The 18,552-nt window shown below is 71.8% G+C and carries 15 protein-coding genes; 4 read left to right on the forward strand and 11 right to left on the reverse strand.

Going from position 1 to position 18,552, the window contains the following annotated elements; all coding sequences use genetic code 11:
• Nucleotides 1-501 precede the first annotated feature (501 nt).
• Entirely contained in the window at nt 502-948 is a 447-nt protein-coding gene (locus tag FHS38_RS22440) for a DUF7144 family membrane protein (RefSeq protein WP_184736102.1), read from the reverse strand.
• Nucleotides 949-1,218: 270 nt separating this feature from the next.
• Between FHS38_RS22440 and FHS38_RS22450 the strand changes: the two genes are divergently transcribed.
• A complete protein-coding gene (locus FHS38_RS22450) occupies nt 1,219-1,497 on the forward strand; it encodes a hypothetical protein (protein WP_184736104.1) in 279 nt (92 codons plus the stop codon).
• Between the two features lie 50 nt (nt 1,498-1,547).
• Here the strand turns inward: FHS38_RS22450 and FHS38_RS36150 are convergent, their stop codons facing one another.
• The 6 genes from FHS38_RS36150 to FHS38_RS22480 all read right to left on the reverse strand — a co-directional run bounded on the left by FHS38_RS36150 (nt 1,548) and on the right by FHS38_RS22480 (nt 10,966).
• Nucleotides 1,548-2,510 carry a PASTA domain-containing protein gene (locus tag FHS38_RS36150; protein ID WP_184736105.1) on the reverse strand — a complete coding sequence of 321 codons (963 nt, stop codon included), beginning with the start codon at nt 2,508-2,510 and terminating at the stop codon, nt 1,548-1,550.
• Nucleotides 2,511-2,693: 183 nt separating this feature from the next.
• On the reverse strand, nt 2,694-5,525 hold the full coding sequence (locus FHS38_RS22460; RefSeq protein WP_184736106.1) for an NHLP bacteriocin export ABC transporter permease/ATPase subunit: 2,832 nt from the start codon (nt 5,523-5,525) through the stop codon (nt 2,694-2,696).
• Nucleotide 5,526: 1 nt separating this feature from the next.
• Entirely contained in the window at nt 5,527-7,644 is a 2,118-nt protein-coding gene (locus FHS38_RS22465) for an NHLP family bacteriocin export ABC transporter peptidase/permease/ATPase subunit (RefSeq protein WP_229822602.1), read from the reverse strand.
• A gap of 125 nt (nt 7,645-7,769) precedes the next feature.
• Nucleotides 7,770-8,576 carry an HlyD family efflux transporter periplasmic adaptor subunit gene (locus FHS38_RS22470; protein ID WP_184736108.1) on the reverse strand — a complete coding sequence of 269 codons (807 nt, stop codon included), beginning with the start codon at nt 8,574-8,576 and terminating at the stop codon, nt 7,770-7,772.
• 130 nt (nt 8,577-8,706) lie between these two features.
• On the reverse strand, nt 8,707-8,925 hold the full coding sequence (locus tag FHS38_RS22475) for a hypothetical protein (RefSeq protein WP_184736109.1): 219 nt from the start codon (nt 8,923-8,925) through the stop codon (nt 8,707-8,709).
• A 469-nt stretch (nt 8,926-9,394) separates the two neighbouring features.
• A complete protein-coding gene (locus FHS38_RS22480; RefSeq protein ID WP_184736110.1) occupies nt 9,395-10,966 on the reverse strand; it encodes a tryptophan halogenase family protein in 1,572 nt (523 codons plus the stop codon).
• A 161-nt stretch (nt 10,967-11,127) separates the two neighbouring features.
• Here FHS38_RS22480 and FHS38_RS22485 point away from each other — a divergent pair, with 161 nt between their 5' ends.
• Nucleotides 11,128-11,301 (forward strand): DUF6269 family protein, encoded by a 174-nt coding sequence (locus FHS38_RS22485; RefSeq protein ID WP_184736111.1) that lies wholly within the window; start codon nt 11,128-11,130, stop codon nt 11,299-11,301.
• 81 nt (nt 11,302-11,382) lie between these two features.
• Here FHS38_RS22485 and FHS38_RS22490 read toward each other — a convergent pair whose 3' ends face one another.
• Nucleotides 11,383-13,239, reverse strand: a complete 1,857-nt coding sequence (locus FHS38_RS22490; protein WP_184736113.1) for an AfsR/SARP family transcriptional regulator — start codon at nt 13,237-13,239, stop codon at nt 11,383-11,385.
• Nucleotides 13,240-13,554: 315 nt separating this feature from the next.
• Between FHS38_RS22490 and FHS38_RS22495 the strand changes: the two genes are divergently transcribed.
• Nucleotides 13,555-13,725 carry a DUF6269 family protein gene (locus tag FHS38_RS22495; RefSeq protein ID WP_184736115.1) on the forward strand — a complete coding sequence of 57 codons (171 nt, stop codon included), beginning with the start codon at nt 13,555-13,557 and terminating at the stop codon, nt 13,723-13,725.
• Nucleotides 13,726-13,932: 207 nt separating this feature from the next.
• Nucleotides 13,933-14,196, forward strand: a complete 264-nt coding sequence (locus FHS38_RS22500; protein WP_184736117.1) for a hypothetical protein — start codon at nt 13,933-13,935, stop codon at nt 14,194-14,196.
• 30 nt (nt 14,197-14,226) lie between these two features.
• Here FHS38_RS22500 and FHS38_RS22505 read toward each other — a convergent pair whose 3' ends face one another.
• The 3 genes from FHS38_RS22505 to FHS38_RS22515 form a co-directional block, all read right to left on the reverse strand.
• Nucleotides 14,227-17,208, reverse strand: coding sequence for an AfsR/SARP family transcriptional regulator (locus FHS38_RS22505; RefSeq protein ID WP_184736119.1), 2,982 nt, complete (start codon nt 17,206-17,208; stop codon nt 14,227-14,229).
• 118 nt (nt 17,209-17,326) lie between these two features.
• Nucleotides 17,327-17,560, reverse strand: coding sequence for an acyl-CoA carboxylase subunit epsilon (locus tag FHS38_RS22510; RefSeq protein WP_221495225.1), 234 nt, complete (start codon nt 17,558-17,560; stop codon nt 17,327-17,329).
• Between the two features lie 106 nt (nt 17,561-17,666).
• On the reverse strand, nt 17,667-18,552 hold an 886-nt coding region (locus tag FHS38_RS22515; RefSeq protein WP_311775281.1), incomplete at its 5' end, for an acyl-CoA carboxylase subunit beta.

Genomic DNA, 18,552 nt, shown 5'->3' on the forward strand with positions numbered 1-18,552 from the left:
AACCGGAACCTCAAGGGATCAGCACTCCCCCGTCCACCGTTGGACACGGTTTCCGCCGGGCACCCCGCCCTCGATGCGCACAGCGGGCGGGACCTTCACCGGATCCTCGCCTCAAGGGAGCGGCATGGGAGTCGCATGGAGCCAACATGAGTCCTCATTGGAGTGCGGAGACGATGAGCGGACGGGGCGCTTCCGGATGCCACACGATCCTCGATGAGGATCAGGAAGGGGGGAAGGGCTGTACCCACTAGAACTCTTGGCTGGAACTTGTTGCATTGCCTTGGCCGGATATAGCCGGTGTGAGGATTTGGGGCATATATCGAGCCACTGCCGCCGCCGCGGTTCCAGTGGTCGTCGGAGCCCCTGGGGCAGGCCGGGGCCTCCGAGAGCGGCACCTGTACGTCGTCGCCGGGGGGCCGTTCCCGCCTCGCGGCACACGTCTCCCTCGGCCTCGGCCACGATCACGGCACGACCGCCGAGGCTGCGGGGCGAAATCCTTGCCTAGGTGGTCCGGCCCGCATCCGCCTCTCGTTGCATGCCCGCACACAGCGCCCAGATGACGAGAATGTTGACGGCGATCAGCACCAGGGCCCACAAGGGGTAGTACGGCAGCCACAGGAAGTTGGCGACCGCTCCCAGCCCGGCGACGGTGACCCCCAAGAAGCGCGCCCACAGGGCTCCGCGGATCACGGCGCCGCCGGCGACGAGGAGCACGACGCCAAGGATGAGGTGCACCCAGCCCCAGCCCGCCAGGCTGAACTCGAACACGTAGTGGCGCGTCACGACGAACAGGTTGTCCTTGGCGACGGCCGAGATCCCTTCGAAGATCGCCATCACACCCCCGAAGATCATCAGGGCTGCCGCCAGGTTGGTGGTACCGGACGTGGACGCATGCCAGGGGCTCGGGTGCTCGTGGCTTGCGCGGGGTCCGGTGGCGTCACTGGCCATGTCGGCCTCCATGGGTTGCGGAGCCGGTTCCGGCCTCCCGAAACCGGCGGAGTACCCCGTTTCAGCCTGGCACGGCGGGCTCCCATCGGCACTCCGGGCGATCGGGGGCCGTCGTAGCGCCGTCGAGGTGCGCCCGGGGAGGATCGACCGTATGAACAGGCAGCACGGCGAAAGGTGCGGAAAGACGGATCGCCGCAGCTCACGGGGGATCCCCAGCCGTTTTCCGCAGGCCAGCGGCGCGAGCGGAGCGCTGCGCGTCATCATGACCGCATGACATCGTGGTTCCGCAGCTACTGGGACGAGGAGGACATCTGGTTCTACTTCGAGGTCGGCGACGACGGCTGGGTCAGCCGGCAAGCCGAACTCCACGGGGCCGGACTGCGGCCGGTCGCCGCTGCTCGGGACACGGACTCCGATGCGCGGTACGGGATCACCGCCGAGTCGCCCGTGTCCGAGTGGGAGGGCCATGTGCCGGAACCGTTGGCAGCCGAGCAGTTCGAGAGGGTCTGGGCCACCGCACGACGTCAGCTGGCGGCACGCTTCACCTGAGGTGCCTTATCCCCCCTCTTCAGCGCGAACCGGCACCCCGTCCACCCCCCTCAGCACCAGCGGGTGTGGCGGCAGATGCTCCGGCCGCCGCCGTGGGAGCCTCCCGAACCTCCCGACGAACCGCTCGAGGCACCCGAATCGCCCAAGTGCGGAACCCCGTTCGGGAACGTGGTGTTGCGGTCGCGGTCGTCGGGGAAGGGGTCGCGGTAGTCGGGGTCGTTGTCGTCGTCCCGGTCCGGGAGGTCCGCGGTGGTGCCGGTGCCCCGGTGCGGTTCCGGGCAGCCGTTGTCGCGGGACGACACGTAGAGGGTCACCCTCGTGCCGCTCGTGACCTTCTCGTCCTTGGCCGGGTCGTGCGCGCACACCCGCCAGTCGTCGTACTCCCCCTCGTCGGGCAGCGTGTCGTTGCGGTACGCCTTCCGCGCCTCGATGTGGTCGGCGGGCACGCCCAGGGCGACGACCTCCGCGCGAGCCGTCCGCCATGTCTTCCACACCAACTCGGGCATCGTGGGCCACGGGATGGGCTCGCCGTCCTTCTTCGGGCACGGGGCGCCCTTGGGTACGACGCCGAAGTCGAGCGTCGGCCGTGTGCCAGTCCGGCCCGTCTCCTGGAAGCAGATCGTCCACAGCGAGCGGCCCCGGACGAACTTGTCCTTCTCGGACGCGTCGTGGGACGTGACGAGGAACCCGGCCTTCCTGGCCTTTCCGTACGCCACGTCCAGGTTCTGACTGCGGTAGTCGGCGGCCGGTGGTCTCATCGCGGCCGGGGTGGCCGTCGCGTCGGGTCTCACGCCGGGGGACCGTCTCGGGTCGGCTGCCTTCGCGTCCGCCACGGTGTTGCGCGCGGGTTCCTTGGGCGGGTCGGGCAGGACCGCGCCCAGCAGGCCCATGGCGGCGACCGTCGCCGCGATCCTCCCGGCCTTCGGCCAGGGGTTGCCCCACCACAGCACGACCAGCGCGACGATCAGCACGGCGCCGCCCAGCCGGGGCTCCACCAGGCCGAGCACCGGCACGGCGGCGACGAAACCGACCCGCGCTCGGTTCGTCCGCCACCAGCGTCGCGGGGACGCGCCGTCCGGGGTGCGGGGTGGGTCAAACGGGTGCGGGGCGGGCATGGCGGTGGCCTTCGGTTCGTACGGCGGTGCCGGCGCATCGTACCCAGCCCCTTCGCCCCCGGGCCTGCCTGCCGGGCGGGGTCAGCTCAGCTGGCGCCGCACCAGTTCGTGGAACAGGCCGCCCGTATCGGCGAGCAGTTCCGCCGGCGGGCCCTGTTGGACGACTCGGCCTTCCGACATCGCGATCACCCGGTCCGCGCCCATGACCGTGGACAGCCGGTGGGCTATCACGACGCGGGTGGCGCGCAGGGTGCGGGTGGATTCGATGACGACGCGCTGGGCTTCGTTGTCCAGCGCGCTGGTGGCCTCGTCGAAGAAGAGGACGCGCGGCTTGCGGATGAGGGCCTGGGCGATCATCAGGCGTTGGCGCTGGCCGCCCGAGACGGTGCCGCCGCCGTCGGAGAGCATGGTGTGCATGCCCATGGGCATGGCCTTGATGTCCTCGGCCAGGCCCGCCATCGCGGCCGCCTCCCACGCCTCGTCGAGCGGGTACGTCTCGGCGCCGCAGATGCAGTCGAGGATCGAGCCGGAGAAGGGCTGGGCGTTCTGCAGGACGACGCCGCACTGGCGGCGGACGGCCGACCGGTCGAGGGCCGCCAGGTCCTGGCCGTCGTAGAGCACGCTGCCGGAGAGGGGCTTGTCGAAGCCGATGAGCAGGCGCAGCAGGGTCGACTTGCCGCAGCCGCTGGCGCCGACGATCGCGACGAACTCTCCCGGCCGCACCTGGAACGACACGTCGTCGAGGACCAGCGGGCCGTCGTCGGTGTACCGGTAGGAGACGTTCTTGGTCTCGACGGCGCCGCTCAGTTCGCCCGGTGGGGTGCTGGAGGCGCGTACTTCCGGGGTTTCCGCGAGGAGTGGTTTGATCTGCTCGAACATCGGCTGTACGGCGGCGGCCGAGAGGAGCGCGCCGGTGAGCTGGGTGACGGAGGAGAGCATCATCGTCACGGCGGTGCTGAAGGTGAGGAACTCGCCGGCGGTCATGGTGCCCCGGGCCGGGCCGGCCAGCAGCATGAACATCACGAGCGTGCACAGCGGCAGATAGACCGCGTTGAGCACCGTGATGACGTTCTTGATCCGGCCGATGCGCTGTTGCAGTTCGCGGGTGCGGGCGAACTCCCGGGCCCAGGCGGCGTAGGCGAAGCTCTCGGCCGCGGCGACGCGCAGCTTGGGCAGTCCGCGCAGGGTCTGGAACGCCTGGTTGTTGAGCTTGTTGCCGAGTCTGATCAGCTGTCGTTGGTAGCGCAGCTGCCACAGTCCGAGGCCGAGGAAGACCGCGGCGATGACGAGCAGCATGGCGACCGCTGCCATCGCCAGCGGCACGCTGTAGACGAGCAGCAGCACGAGGTTCATCGTGCCGACGGTGCCCGCTTGTACGGACACGGAGCCGATGCCGGACAGCACGCGGCGGATGGCGCTGATGCCCATGGCCGCGCCGGCCAGTTCGCCCGTGGAGCGTTCGGCGAAGAACTTCGTCGGCAGCCGCAGCAGCCGGTCCCATACGGCCGGCTGCAGGGTGGCCTCGATACGGCCCTCCATGCGGAGGATGGACATGTTCTGCAGCAGCATGAACGCGGCGGAGACGACGCTGGTCGCGATGAGCGCCAGGGTGGTCGCCACGATGAGGTCGTTCTCGGCGTTGGGCACGTACTCGCCGAGCACCCTGCCGGTGGCGACGGGGACGAGCGCGCCCAGGCCGACGGCGACCAGCCCGCCCAGAACGAGGCCGCGCAGCTCACCGCGGGTGCCGCGCACGCTGAAGCGCAGCAGCCTCAGCATGGTCGGTTTCCCGTCGGGCAACGGGCGGTAGAGCATGACGGCGCGGGGGGCGAAGTCCTCCGCGTTGGCCTTGCCGATCCTCGTCGGCTCGCCGAGGGCGGGGTCCACCGCCTCGTACGCGCCTCGGCGCCACAGGAGCGCGACCGGATCCCCGGTGTCGGCCCGCTGCCCCACCAGGGGGCCGCTGTCCTCCCGCCACCAGCGCCCGTCGAGCTTGACGGCGCGGGTGCGGATACGTGAGGCGAGGGCGATGCGTTCGACGGGGTCCAGCCGCTGGGCCGGGAGGGACGTCCCGGCCGGTTCGGACAGGGTGATGCCCGCGTCGTCGGCGACCAGGCGGCACACGGCGAAGGTCGCGTCGTCGCTCCCGCCGCGGCGGGTCGTCCTGCCGGAGCGGTCGATCGAGGCCAGCAGCGCCTGGTCCGCCTGGGTGCGGGCGGCCTCGCCCGCCTCGATGCCGGCGGCCGTGCGGTCCTCGTGGGCGCGCTCGAGCTGCTCGATCCAGTCGTCCAGGGCGTACAGCAGCCGGTACTGCTGGTCGACCATGCCCTGCCACATCGCCGGGTCGACCAGGAGGGTACCGATCGCCTCCGCCGCGTACGCGGCGCCGTACTGCACGCTGCCCGGGGTGATCCGCATCCACAGGATGTCGTCGTCGGCCCCGCCGTGTCCGGTGGTGGCGCGGCCGTCCAGCGGTGCCTGGTAGAGCACCCGCAGGCCGCGGCCGATGCCGCGTGCGAAGGCGTCCTCCAGGGGGCTCGGCGGCGCGTCGGCGTATCCGTACCACTGGTCGGCGTACTCAGGCCGGTACAGCTCGCGCAGCTCGATGCGGCGGAGCAGGCAGCCTTGCAGGGGCCGGCCGACCAGGGTGTGTTCGGGGCCCTCGGCCGGGCCCAGCAGCAGGGTGCCCGCCTCCAGCCGGCCCAGGAAGTGCCAGTGCCCGGCCTGCGCGGCGTCGACCGCGAACAGGTCCAGCGCGCCGTCCACGACGAGCCACAGCACGAGCGGGCCCTCCAGGGACAGGCTGCGGACGCCGGTGCAGTCCACCGCCGAGCCGAGTCCGCCGAGGGCCGCCACGACCGGGTCGGGGGTGCCGGCGGGATGAGGGACCGTGGCGTGGTGCGGGGTCGTCACCTCACGTCTCCTTGATCAGTTCGGCGTACGCGCCCTGCGCGGCCGCCAGGTGCTCGTGCCGTCCGCGTTCCACGACCGTGCCGCGGTCGAGGACGACGATCTCGTCGCTGTCGCGCACCGTGCTCAGCCGGTGGGCGATGACGACGCAGGCGCAGCCGCGGCGGCGCAGGTTGTCGATGACGATCCGTTCGGTCGCCGCGTCCAGGGCGCTGGTCACTTCGTCGAGGACCATGACGCTGGGTCGGCGCACCAAGGCGCGGGCGATCTCCAGGCGTTGGCGCTGGCCTCCGGAGAAGTTGCGGCCGTCCTGCTCGACGCGGCTGTGGATGCCGCCGGGGCGCCGGGCCACCACGTCGTGGACGGCGGCGTCCTCGAGGGCGGCGACGACGGCCTCGTCGGTGATGGAGGGGTCCCACAGCGCGATGTTGTCGCGGACGGTGCCCTCGAAGAGGAAGACGTCCTGGTCGACGAAGGAGACGGAGGCGGCCAGCGCGCCGCGCGGGATGTCCGCAAGGCGCATCCCGTCGATGCGGATGGCGCCCTCCCAGGGGGCGTAGAGGCCGGATATCAGCCGGGAGACGGTGGACTTGCCGCTGCCGGAGCCGCCGACGAGGGCGACCTGCTGCCCGGGGCCGACCGTGAGCGAGAAGTCCTTCAGCAGCGGGGCGTCCAGGGGGCTGTAGCCGAAGGTGATGTGGTCCAGCTCCACATGGCCCTTCAGGCGCCGGGTGGCGGCGGCGGGCTCGCGCCGTGAGTAGAGCGGGTCGACGGGGAAGTTCTCGACGTCCTTGAGGCGGGCGACGTCGGCCGCGAAGTCCTGGATCCGTCCGGCCACGCCGTTGAGGCGGGTGATGGGCGCGGTGAAGCTGGTCACCAGGGCCTGGAAGGCGACGAGCAGTCCGACCGAGAGGTGCCCCTCCACCGCCCGCAGGCCGCCGATCATCAGGATCAGCGCGCTGTTGAGGGCGGCCAGGGTGGGTGCGACGACGGCCAGCCATGCGCTGGGCACGCCGAGGCGCTGCTGTACGTCGAGGGTGATCGCGTGTTGTCCGGCCCAGCGGCGGAAGAAGCCGTCCTCGCCGCCGGTGGCCTTCATCGTCTCGATGAGCGTCAGGCCGCTGTAGGAGGTGTTGGTGAGCCGGGCGCTCTCGGCGCGCAGTTTCTGGGTGCCGGTGGCCCTCAGCCGGATCACGATCCGCATGGCCGCGACGTTGAGCAGCGCGATGCCGATGCCGACGACGGTGAGCTGCGGGTCGTACGTCCACAGCAGCAGCGCGTAGAGCACCACGACCACGGCGTCCACGCCCGCGGCGGCCAGGTCCCGGGCGAGGGTCTCGGCGACCGCGTCGTTGGACTGCAGGCGTTGGACCAGGTCGGCCGGGTTGCGTTGGGAGAAGAAGGTGACCGGAAGCCTGAGCAGATGCCGCAGGAAGCGGGCGCTGCCGAGGGTGGAGGAGATGATGCGCCCGCGCAGCAGATTGGCCTGCTGCAGGGCGGTGAGCGTCGCGGTGAGCACCAGGGTGGCCGCCATCGACGCGAAGAGCACGCCCAGCAGGGACGTCTGCTCACCGATCAGGAACATGTCGATGTAGGTACGGCTCAGTGCGGGCACCGCCGCGCCGACGACCACCAGCAGGAGGCTGGCGAGCACGGCGGCGAGCATGGTGCCCGACGTGCCGCGCAGCCGGGCGGGCATGGCGCCCATCACGCCGGGCTTGCGGCCGGCGCGGCGGAAGCCCTCGTCGGGCTCGAAGGTGAGCACGACGCCGGTGAAGCTGGTGTCGAACTCGTCCATGGGGACGAACCGGCGGCCCTTGCCCGGGTCGTTGACGTACACGCCCCGGCGCCCGAGGTGGCGGCCCATGCCGTCGTGGACGACGTAGTGGTTGAACTCCCAGAAGAGGATGGCCGGGGGGCTCACCTCGGCGAGCGCGGCCAGGTCCATCTGCATGCCCTTGGCCTTCAGCCCGTAACCGCGGGCGGCCTTGAGGAGGTTGCCGGCACGGGAGCCGTCGCGGGAGACGCCGCAGGCGATGCGCAGCTCTTCGAGGGGGACGAAACGGCCGTAGTGGCCGAGCACCATGGCCAGCGCGGCGGCGCCGCACTCCACCGCCTCCATCTGGAGCACGGTGGGGGTGCGTACGGCCTTGGCGGTTCTGCCCCGGGGGACGGGCGTGGGCCTGCGGCGCCTGGTGTTCCCGCGAGCCGGTTCGAGGCGGCGGCGTCGCGCGCCGTGGGAGACGGTCACGGGAGCAGCCAGTCGACGGGGCGGCGTGCGGAGAGGTGGACGGCGCCGGTGACCGGTGTCGCGGAGTCGACGGCGTACGGGGGTCCGTCCGTGGAGGACCAGCGGTAGCCGGACCTGGTGGTGGAGGAGCGCTCCAATTCCACGAGGACCGCGACGGGCTTTCCCTGCCGGGAGAGTTCGGCGGCGAGCCGGCTGTCGCCGAGGAAGCCGCCGATCTGCGCCTGGGTCTGGGGCGCGCGGCCGACCGCCTTGACGTGGCCGCGCAGCACACCGAACTGCCGCTGGGGGGCGGAGGGGACGGTCAGATCGACCGGGGCGCCCACGGGAATCGTCCCGGCGCTCCCGTCGGAGACGTACAGCATGGCCACCAGTGGGTCGTCCGGATCCTTCACGCGTTCCACGGTCGCGACGTCCGCGCCGGTCGTGAGGACCGCACCCGTCTTGGCGACGAGGGTCGTCACCCGTCCCCCGGCCACCGCGCGCACGGTGCGGTCTCCCCGGTCCGTACTGACCTTGAGCAGAGGGGCGCCCGGGGGCAGCGTTCGGCCCTCTTCCGCGAAGACCGCGGTGACCTGTCCCGCGTAGGGGCTCTGCAGCAGGTAACTGCCCTCGGCATGGGTGAGGACGCCGGGTGCGCTCTGCTTGGAGGACACGGATCCGGTGAATGCCCAGAAGCTCGCCGCGGCCATGACGACGACCGTGACGGCCAGGACGAGTCGGCCCTGCGGGCGCGCGAAGCGTACGGGCAGATCGAGCTCTTCGGGCGATTGCAGCTTGGAAAGCGCCTTTTGGCGGAACTGCACGGACTATTCCTTCGGCTGCATTCGTGACACGGGTGCTGAATTACAACGGCCGAGCCCGCCGCCCGGGCGGCGGACAGGCCTGAACCCCGGAATGACGGAATTCCGGGGTTCGTGGCGCCAGCTATCGCACTCAGAGACCGGCGACACCGACGCGCACGCCGGCGATGCCCTCGACCTGGCCGGGCACGGCAAGGGCGCCCTGGACCGTCTGCAGGGAGGTGACGGTGCCGAGCACGTTGGTGACGTCGCCGGTCACGGCGCCGAGGAGGCCGCCGGAGATGGCCACACCGCCGGAAACGGCGTCCAGCTCGGCGTCGGCGATCTCACGGGTCTCGATGTTGTTACGCATGATGTGCGCACCCTTCCTTCATTTGTCCGGCTGTTTATCGATGACATGGACGGGCCGCGACAAAACGGTCCGACCACTACCGCGACGGCCCGGTCGAAATCGACCGCCGTTCTGAGAACCGCTGCGGTGCGCAGATAAAAGCACGTGAACGGGTGACGCGGCCAACCCGGTTGGCGACTTCAAGCGCAGGGAACGCCCCGTCAGGCGTCAGGCTTTCAGATTCCTTCGCCGAATAATTACAAGTCCTTCACAGGATCGAGTAACAGATACGGGCACCCCGGCGTCCTCGCGGAACATAAATGGACACACGCCCATCAAGCGCCATGGGCATAACCGGCATATCGAGGGGCGCCACACGGGAGTTACCGGCGGTCTCCACGCGATGTGGAGATTTACCGAAACGGCGTTCGGTGACGGGTGGATCACGCCGGGTCGCGGTCGAACCGCATGGGTGACCCGTTCAGCCGCCTCAGACCGTGACCGCCACCGCCGGCACCGGCCGGGTGTGCAGCCGGTGCAGGTACTCGTGGGCTCCCGGCAGGGTTTCCAGCAGGATCCGCTGCTGCCGTGCGATCCGGGAGAACTCGGCGTCCGCCGCGCGGCGGGCGGCCGGCCGGTGGGCGAGGGCGGCGGGCGGGGCGGCCCGGCCGGGGGCGAGCGCAGCCAGCAGGGCGTCGTACGGGGCCTCTGCGGTGTCCGGGGACAGGCCCGCGCGGTGGCCGACGAGGTATTCCGCCAGCGTGTCCGACAGCGGCAGTTCGCGCTGGGCGCGCCAGAACGGCGTGTCCGCGCGGGGCGCCGCGAAGTACAGCAACTGCGCGAAGTCACGGGACCGTTCGTGACGGGTCCGTGCGGCGCGGTTGAAGCGGGTTGCCGGTGCCTCCGCGTCGTCCCGCGTCGGGAAGTCGCGCACCAGCCGGTCCATCATGTGCAGGACGTCCGCGAGGCCCTCGTCGGCGAGGGGTTCCACGAACGACGCGGCAGACCCCAGCGCGACGCAGTTCTTCACCCAGGCACGGCGTCTGCGCCCGGTGCGGTAGGCGATGTGACGCACGGTCGCGTGGCCCGGGCGCAGGCCCCAGAGCGCGCAGAGCCGGTCGGCGGCCTCCTGGGGATCCGTACGGTCGCGCGCGTGGACGAGCCCCGCCCCGAACCGGTCGGGGAGCGGCATCCGCCAGGCCCAGCCGTCGGGCATGGCCGTGGCCGTGGTGAAGGGGTCGATGCCGTGCGCGGCGTCGTCGTGCGGGACGGTGACGGTGACCGCGCTGTCGCACAGCAGCCGGTCCCGGGCGTCGAGGAAGGGCTCCCGGAGGACACCGGCCAGCAGGAGGCTCTCGGCCCCGGTGCAGTCGAGGAAGAGGTCACCGGCGACGGAGGCGCCCTCCACGGTGTGCAGGACGGTCAGCATTCCGCGCTCGTCCCGTTCGGCGTGGAGGAGTTCACCGTGGACGGACCGTACGCCGAACCGGCGCATCGCGGTCTTCCGCAAGTACTGCGTGAACATGCGGACGTCCGCGTGCCAGCCGTACGGGACGGCCGTCCGGCCGTCCAGCCAGCGCGGTGACTTCCTCGCGTCCATCAGCGGCGGCTCGCGGAAGCACGCGTAGTCGTAGGCCTCGGCGGTCTCGCCGCCGTGCCTGCGGTGCCGCCAGAAGTCCGACAGGGGGAGTTCCGCGCACCTCGGCATGTCCGCGCAGGGGCGGTAGAAGTGGTCCACGCCGCCGTTCCCGGTGATCCGCACCGCGCTTTCGGCCGCGCCTTCGGTACGCCAATTCACATAGCGGACAGCTGTTCTGAAGGATGCGCAGCAGGCCCGCATCCATTCTTCCTCCGAAACGCCGATGCGGTCGAACAGGCCGCGCTGCAATTCGGGCGCGAGGGCGCCCACCTGCCCGGTCGCCGATACCGCGGCGGCTCGCTGCGGCGTTTCGAGTACGGCGACGGAAACCGTGCCGTGGAAGGCGGACGCGAGCCGGGCAGCGGCGATCCAGCCGGAGGCCGTTCCGCCCACGACAACGACGCGCCTGACGTGACTATCCATACGGGCCAGCGTGACCGGGTTTTCTGTACGCGACCTGTAGCCGGTCTGTATTCCTCTGGATCGCCGGCCGGGGACGGCGCGGAGAATTCCCATACGAGTGCGGCCGAATCTGTTGGTGCGGGGCCTGAGCGGGACCCGACTCACTGACAGGAGCAGACGTGTTGAACGATCAGACTTCCCCGTCCCAGGTCCAGCACCCTCTGGAGGTTCTCGCGGAGATCGAATGGGCGGGAACGGTGAATCAGGAAGTGGCGCCGCTGTCGGAGCCCGAGAGTTCCTGGGCGGGAATGGCCGCCTTCGGCCTGGACGAGGGGCACGCGGGCGGCTGCGGCTGACGGACCGGGAACGGCCTGGTGGGCCGGCCGCGGGACGGCCGGCCCACCAGGCCCGGGAAGAAGTACGAAGAAGAGGAGGGCTCAGGAGACGAGCGCGGGTGCGCGTTGCTCCTGGGCGAACAGCTGGACCAGCGGCATGAAGCGGTACCGCAGCCACGCGTCGCCGTCCGCCCCGCACACCTCCAGGAGCCGTGCGTCGGCCAGCCGTTCCAGGAGCTCCTCGGCGTCGTCGGGGCCGGTGTCGAGCAGCGCGGCCGCGTCGGCCGCGGTCAGCCCGCGCATGCCGGCCGCCGCCAGGGTCGTGAAGCCGTCCCGCGCGGCAGGGTCCAGTTGGGCGAGTGCCGCGCTCAGCCCGGTCCGTATGTCGAGGCTGCCGAAGCGCAGTTCGTCGAGCCGGCGTCCGGCGGGTGCCAGCCGGTCCGCGAACCGGGCCGCCGACCAGTGCGGGCGCGCCGACAGCCGGGCCGCCGCGATCCGCAGGGCGAGGGGCAGCCGGTCGCAGAGCTCCGCGATGCGCGCATACGCTGCGGGCGCCGGCCGGTCTGACCCCCCGGGTCCCGCGATCGCGGTGAGCAGGCCGACGGCCTCCGCCGGTGGCAGGGGGCCGAGCCGCACCAGCCGGGTGCCTTCCAGCGAGGCCAGGGGGGAACGGACCCCGGTGACGACGGTCCGGCTCTCGCCGCCGCCCGGCAGCAGGGGCCGTACCTGGCTGTCGTCGTGGGCGTTGTCGAGGACGACGAGCGCGCGACGCCCGGCCAGCAGCGTCCGGTAGAGCTGGACGCGCTCGTCGAGGGTGGCGGGCAGTTGGTCCGGTGCGGTGCCGAGGGCGCGCAGGAACCAGCCGAGCACTTCCGCCGGGTCGCGCGGCCTCCCGTTGTCGGCCGTCCGCAGATCGGCGTAGAGCCCGCCGTGGGGGAAGTCGGCCCGGCAGTCTTCGGCCGCCCACAGGGCGAGTGCGGACTTCCCGGTGCCGGGGGCGCCGGTGATCACGACGTCCTGGTGCTCGCGCAGGGCGGTCAGCACCTCCTCGGTCTCGGCCCTCCGGCCGGTGAAGTCGCCGGGGGCGGCGGGCAGCATCGCGGGAACGAGCCCCTGCCAGCCGCCGCCGGCCGCGGGCTCCGGGTGCGGGGTGGGGGCGACCGTCGCCGCCGGGGGCCGGGCGGGTGCGGCCGGTGTGACGCGCTCGCGTTCCGCTGCCGGTGGCGGGGCCAGTGTCCCGGTCAGGACGTCCTGGTGGAGGGCGCGCAGCTCCGGCCCCGGGTCTATGCCGAGGTCGTCGGCGAGGACCCGGCGCCCGGCCTCGTACACGGCGAGCGCGTCGGCCTGGCGGCCGCAGCGGAACAGCGCGGTCATGAGCTGGCCGCGCAGCCGCTCGCGTACCGGATGCAGTGTCACCTGCCGGGTCAGGGCGGAGACCATGTCGTTGTGGCGGCCGAGGGCGAGTGCGGCCTCGGTGTGGTTCTCCAGTGCGGACAGCCGGGCCTCTTCCATGCGGGGGCCCTCGGCCCGGGCGAGGTGCTCGGTGACGTCGGTGAGGGCCGGACCCCACCACAGCGCGAGGGCCCGGCCGAGCCGGTGCTCGGCGTCGGCGTAGCGGGCCGCGAGGAGGTGGGTGCGGCCCTCGTCGGCGAGGGAGCGGAAGGCGTCCCAGTCGAAACCCGCGTCGCCGATGTCCATGCGGTAGCCGGCGCCGCGGCGCTGAAGGCCGTGCCGGGGGCCGAGGCGGGTGCGCAGCCTGGATACGTAGGTGTAGAGCTGGTTGGTGCTGGTGGCCGGCGGGTCCCAGCCCCACAGCAGGGTGGTCAGCCGTTCGTCGGTGACGACCTGGCCGTGGGCGAGCAGCAGGGTCGCGAGCGCGGTGCGCTGCTTGCCGCCGTCGAGTGCGACCGGCTGGCCGTCCCGCTCGGCCGACACCGGGCCGAGGATCTTGAAGTCCATGAGGTCCTCCCCCGTTGGCGGGCCCGCTCCGGTCCCCGGGCCGTCTGCCGCGAAGGCTACGGAGCCGGCGTTCTCCCCCGGCATCGGCTCGGTTTCGCGGCCGGGAAAGCGATACGAAAGAGCCTTGAAAAGAGCTTCGCCTAGCGTGGGCGGCGTGCTGCGGGGAAGCGCCCCACGGCGCGGTCACGGGCGCGGTGGAAGGCAGTTCAAGTTTTCCTATGGCCGCGCTCTTCGGCCTGTTTGTGCGGAACTGGACGACACCCGGACCGAAGGCAGGAGGAAGACATCAAAAATCATCCGCAGGAAACCAGCCAGGTGGAAGACCCACTGGACTTATTGGACCGGGTCGCGGACATGTCGGCGGCCGATCAGGAACTGATGCTGCGGCAGTCCGGAATCCCTTGGTCGGATTTGCTGGTCGCCTACGTGGACCGCTTGACGGGACAGGTTGCGCGCGGCCCGGAAAGCGCCGGGTCGGCACCGTAGCAGGACGTCGTCCGGCATCGGTCCGGCGGGCCGGTTTCCCGGGCTCCATCGGGTCGATGTCGGGTCGATTTCGTGGCCGCGAAACAGATTCGAAAGGGCGCGAAAAGCAGGCGTCCCTAATGTTCTCGGCATACCGCAGGAAGCGGGCCGCACCGGCGCCGGGCACGATGTCCGCCGACCCGGCCCCGAGAAGTCCGGGAGGACACCATGAACCGTGCCAAGCGCACCGCCTACACCGCCGTCGCCCTCGCTCCGCTCAGCCGGCTGGCGGTCGGCGGGACGATGGCCCTCGCGGCGCTCGGTGTCTTCGGGGCGGCGGCGCAGGCCCAGGGCGACGACCCGTGGGTCAAGATCGACGCCGTGGCCGCCCAGGGCGACGACCCGTGGGTCAAGGCGGACGCGGCGCCCACGGCCGGCGCCCGGACGGTCGCGGCGTCGGGTGCGGTCACGATGGACGACCCGTGGGTGTGACGGCGGCCGGGCACGGGGCGCGGCCGGGCGTCAGTGCTGGAAGAGCGCGAACAGCTTCCGCGGGAGCAGCTCCTCGCCACTGTCGAGCACCGTCAGCAGGCGGCTGGTCCGCTCCTGCCAGGGCACCGCTCCCACCTCGGTGAACTGCCGGGCCGCGTCGGCGATCAGGCCGGACGCCCCGGCCCGGTCGGACCGGAGGGCGAGCAGGCATCCGAGGGCGAGACCCGCCCTGCCTTCGAGGAACCGGTCCTGGATCTTGCCGGCGGTCGCCCGGGCGTCGCGCAGGACCGCCTCGGCGTCCTCCCACTGCTCCCGGCACCACAGTGCCTCGCCCAGCGCGCGCAGCGCGTGGGCCTCACCGCGGCGGTCACCACTGGTCCGCACGAGTTCGAGGGCGCGCCGACACACCTCCTCGGCGCCCGCCCCGTCCCCTTGGTGGACGAGGGCCCCGGCGAGCCGGACCATGCCTTGTGCCTCTCCTCTGACGCTTCCCAGTTCGCGGGTCCTGGCGATCGCCTCGTGCGAGAGCTCGATACACGTGCGGGCGTCGCCCCGCTCCAGCTCGATCTGCGCCATCAGGCCCAGCATGTGGGCCTCCGCGTAGGGGTCACCGGCGCTGCGGAATCCCGCCAGCGACTGGTGGCCGAGCTCCCTGGCCCGCTCCAGATCACCTCGGTGCCGTTCGCACAGCGCCAGGTTCCGGAGCACCAGGGCGCACCCCTCGACCTGGTGCTGCTCCTCGAACAGGCGCAGCGCCAGGCCGAGACGGGTGAAGGCCTCGTCGTACTTCCACTGGATGATCTCCAGGGTGCCGAGCGAGTGCAGCATCGCCGCCTCCCCCAGCCTGTCGCCGGCGCGGCGGACGGCGGCGAGGGCCCGCTCACCGCAGTGCCGCCAGTCCTCCAGGTAGTTGCGGTTCTGGAAGAGGGTGACGCTGGTCATCGTGAGGTCCCAGGCGTACGCGGCTTCGCCGTCCTGGGCGGCCTGGTCGACGATCCTGGTGATCGGGACGCGTTCGCTCTCGAACCATTCCATGGGGTTCTCCAGCAGATGGCCCACCAGGTGGGCCGGGAGCCGGTGCGGCGGCGCCTGGCTGTGGACGAGGGTGTAGTCGCCGCCGTAGAGCCGGTGGTGGGCCTCGACGGCCAGTGCCAGCCAGGCGCCGTAGGCCCGGCGGGTGGCCTCGCGGCGGTCCTGTGCGTCCTCCTCGGCCAGGGCGCATTCGTGGGCGAAGAGCCGCAGGAGGTTCTGGAAGCGGTAGCGGACCGGGCCGAGGGTGGCGCTGAGCGGCTCCAGCAGCTGGGCGTCGACGAGTTGCTCGATCAGGTCCTCGGCGTCGAGCGGGTCGATGTCGAGGAGGGCGGCGCCGGCCCAGGCGGCGAAGTCCGGTGCGTCGACCATGGCGAGCAGCCGGAACATCCGGGCGGCGGCGGGTGACAGGTCGCGGTAGCTGAGCCGCAGTCCGGCCCGTACTCCGCGTTCGTCGAGGCTCAGTTCGTCGAGCCTGCGGTGCTGGTCCTCGAGCCGGGCCACCAGGGTCCGTACCGACCAGTGGGGTTTGGCGGCGAGCCGGGCGGCGGCGATGCGCAGGGCGAGCGGCAGCCGGTCGCACAGTTCGCCGAGCCGGGCGGCGCCGACGGGGTCGGCGGCGATCCGGTCGTCGCCGGCGACCCTGGACAGCAGCGCGGTGGCCTCGTCCTGCGGGAGCGCGCCGAGCACCAGCGGTACGTAGACGTAGTCTCCGGCGAGGGCTCCGCCCATGGGATCGCGGCTGGTGACGAGGACGCAGCAGCGGCCGTCGCCGGGCAGCAGCGGCCGGATCTGCTGGAAGGACCGGGCGTTGTCCAGCACGATGAGGGCCCGGCGGCCCTGCAGGACGCCGCGGAAGAGGGCCGTGCGCTCGTGCAGGTCGGCGGGGATCTGGGGGCCCTTGATGCCGAGGGCCCGCAGCAAATGGTCGAGGACGGCGCCGGGGCGGCGGGGTGCCTCCTCGTCGTATCCGCGCATGTCGGCGAAGAACAGGCCGTCCGGGAAGCGGCCCGCGACCTGGCGGGCCCAGTGGACGGCGAGGGCGGTCTTGCCGACCCCTCCGATGCCGGTGATGGAGCCCACGGGCAGCACGTCGCCGTCCCCGTGCTCCAGCAGCCGGTCGAGGACGGCGAGTTCCTTCTCGCGGCCGGTGAAGGAGGCGACGTCCGGCGGGAACTGTTCCGGTACGGCCGTCGATGTGGCGGGGGCTTCGCCGCCCTGGTGCGGGTTGAGCTCGGGGAGGTCGTTGAGCACGGCCTTGTGGAGCTCCCGCAGCACCGGGCCGGGGGCGATGCCGAGTTCGTCGGCGAGGATGCGGTGTCCCTCGCGGTAGGTCTCCAGGGCCTCGGCGCGCCGGCCCGAGCGGTAGTGGGCCAGCATGAGGTGGGCGATGGACTGCTCGCGCAGCGGGTTCTCCCGGATGAACGCGCTGAGTTCGCCGATCAGGTCCTGGTGGCGGCCCAGCTCCAGCCGCAGTCCCACGAACTCCTCGTACACGTCGAGGCGCGTCTCCGTGAGCCGGGCGGCGTCCATCTCGACGCGCTCGGCCGAGATGCCTTCCAGGGCCGGGCCGCGCCACATGGCCAGGGCTTCCTCGAAGCGGGCGCTGGCTTCCTCCAGCCGGCCGCTGCGGGCGGCCTCGCGGCCCTTGGCGACCTGTTCCTCGAACTCGACGGCGTCGATGCGGTGTTCACCGGAGGCCAGCAGGTATCCCGGGTGGCTGGTGACGAGCAGGTCCTCGGCGCCGGCCGCCTTGAAGGTCTTGCGCAGCGCGGAGACGCAGATGGCGATCTGGTTGCGGGCGGTGGCCGGGGGACGGCCGTCCCAGACGGCGTCGGCGAGCGTGTCGACGGACACCACGTGGTTCGGGGTGAGCAACAGCAGCGACATGATCGTGCGCTGGCGGGCGCCCTGAAGGGAGACGGGGCGGCCGTCCACGCTGATGTCCAACGGCCCCAGGATTCGGAACACTACCTGAAGCACGCTGCCTCCTGACGTCGGCCGCGGCCGCGTCTGCGGGCGGCCGGGCTTGTGCTGTTCTGTTCGTGGGTGGCGGGAACCTCCCGCCACCCGGGACGAAGGTGGCAGGAAGCTGCCGGACTCAGCTCCGGGCGGCCCGGGCCCCGGGCGGGCGGCCGCGGGCCCCGGCGCGCTGCCACCGGGCGGCGGCGGGTGCGCCCGCCGCGACCGGCTGACGCTCCTGGCGCGCGGACAGCGCGACGAGGACGGCGGTGACCGCCGCGAGCTCCTCCTGGGTGGGGTTTCCGCCGATGACCTTCAGCAGAGAGGGCCCCAAGGGGCCTCGCAGTGCGGTCGGTGCCTTCTCCTGTGTCACAGGGGTGCTCCTTCTCGCTTCTCGCGTCGGGGGGCCGTACTCACAGCACTCACAGCGGGGGCCGGCAGCCGGGTCCGGCATCGGGGGGTGGCTCACATGGGGGGGCTCACATCGGGGGGTTGCCGTGTTTGCGGTCGGGCAGCGAGGCGTGCTTCGCGCGCAGCATCGCCAGCGAGCCGATCAGCAGGGAGCGGGTGTCGGCGGGGTCGATGACGTCGTCGACGAGGCCCCGTTCGGCCGCGTAGTACGGGTGCATCAGCTCCGCCTTGTACTCCTTGACCATCTGGGCGCGCATCGCGTCGGGGTCGTCGGCCGCCGCGATCTGCCGTCGGAAGACGACGTTCGCGGCGCCCTCGGCGCCCATGACCGCGATCTCGTTGGCGGGCCAGGCGAAGGAGAGGTCCGCGCCGATGGAGCGGGAGTCCATGACGATGTAGGCGCCGCCGTAGGCCTTGCGCAGGATCAGGGAGATGCGGGGGACGGTGGCGTTGCAGTACGCGTACAGCAGCTTCGCGCCGTGCCGGATGATGCCGCCGTGCTCCTGGTCCACGCCGGGCAGGAAGCCCGGCACGTCGACCAGGGTCACGATGGGGATGTTGAAGGCGTCGCAGAGCTGGACGAAGCGCGCCGCCTTCTCCGAGGAGTGGATGTCGAGGACGCCGGCCAGCGACTGGGGCTGGTTGGCGACGATGCCCACCACCTCGCCGCCGATCCGGGCGAGGGTGCAGATGACACTGGTGGCCCAGCGTTCGTGCACCTCCATGTGCTCTCCGTCGTCGACGATCTCGGTGATGACCTCGTGCATGTCGTAGGGCCGGGTCCCGTCCGCGGGGACCATGTCGCGCAGCGTCTCGCAGGCGCGGTCGGCCGGATCGTCGGTGGCCGCGCGGGGTGGCATCTCGCGGTTGTTCTGCGGGAGGAGCGAGAGGAGGTAGCGGACCTCTTCGAGGCAGGTCTCCTCGTCGTCGTAGGCGAAGTGGGCGACACCGGAG

The organism is Streptomyces netropsis, from assembly GCF_014203545.1.
Classification (GTDB): Bacteria; Actinomycetota; Actinomycetes; order Streptomycetales; family Streptomycetaceae; genus Streptomyces; species Streptomyces netropsis.

Coding starts and splice junctions, on each gene's coding strand:
- FHS38_RS22440 (WP_184736102.1), bottom strand. CDS start 948: ATGGCCAGTGACGCCACCGGACCCCGCGCAAGCCACGAGCACCCGAGC.
- FHS38_RS22450 (WP_184736104.1), top strand. CDS start 1,219: ATGACATCGTGGTTCCGCAGCTACTGGGACGAGGAGGACATCTGGTTC.
- FHS38_RS22465 (WP_229822602.1), bottom strand. CDS start 7,644: ATGGAGGCGGTGGAGTGCGGCGCCGCCGCGCTGGCCATGGTGCTCGGC.
- FHS38_RS22475 (WP_184736109.1), bottom strand. CDS start 8,925: ATGCGTAACAACATCGAGACCCGTGAGATCGCCGACGCCGAGCTGGAC.
- FHS38_RS22480 (WP_184736110.1), bottom strand. CDS start 10,966: ATGGATAGTCACGTCAGGCGCGTCGTTGTCGTGGGCGGAACGGCCTCC.
- FHS38_RS22490 (WP_184736113.1), bottom strand. CDS start 13,239: ATGGACTTCAAGATCCTCGGCCCGGTGTCGGCCGAGCGGGACGGCCAG.
- FHS38_RS22500 (WP_184736117.1), top strand. CDS start 13,933: ATGAACCGTGCCAAGCGCACCGCCTACACCGCCGTCGCCCTCGCTCCG.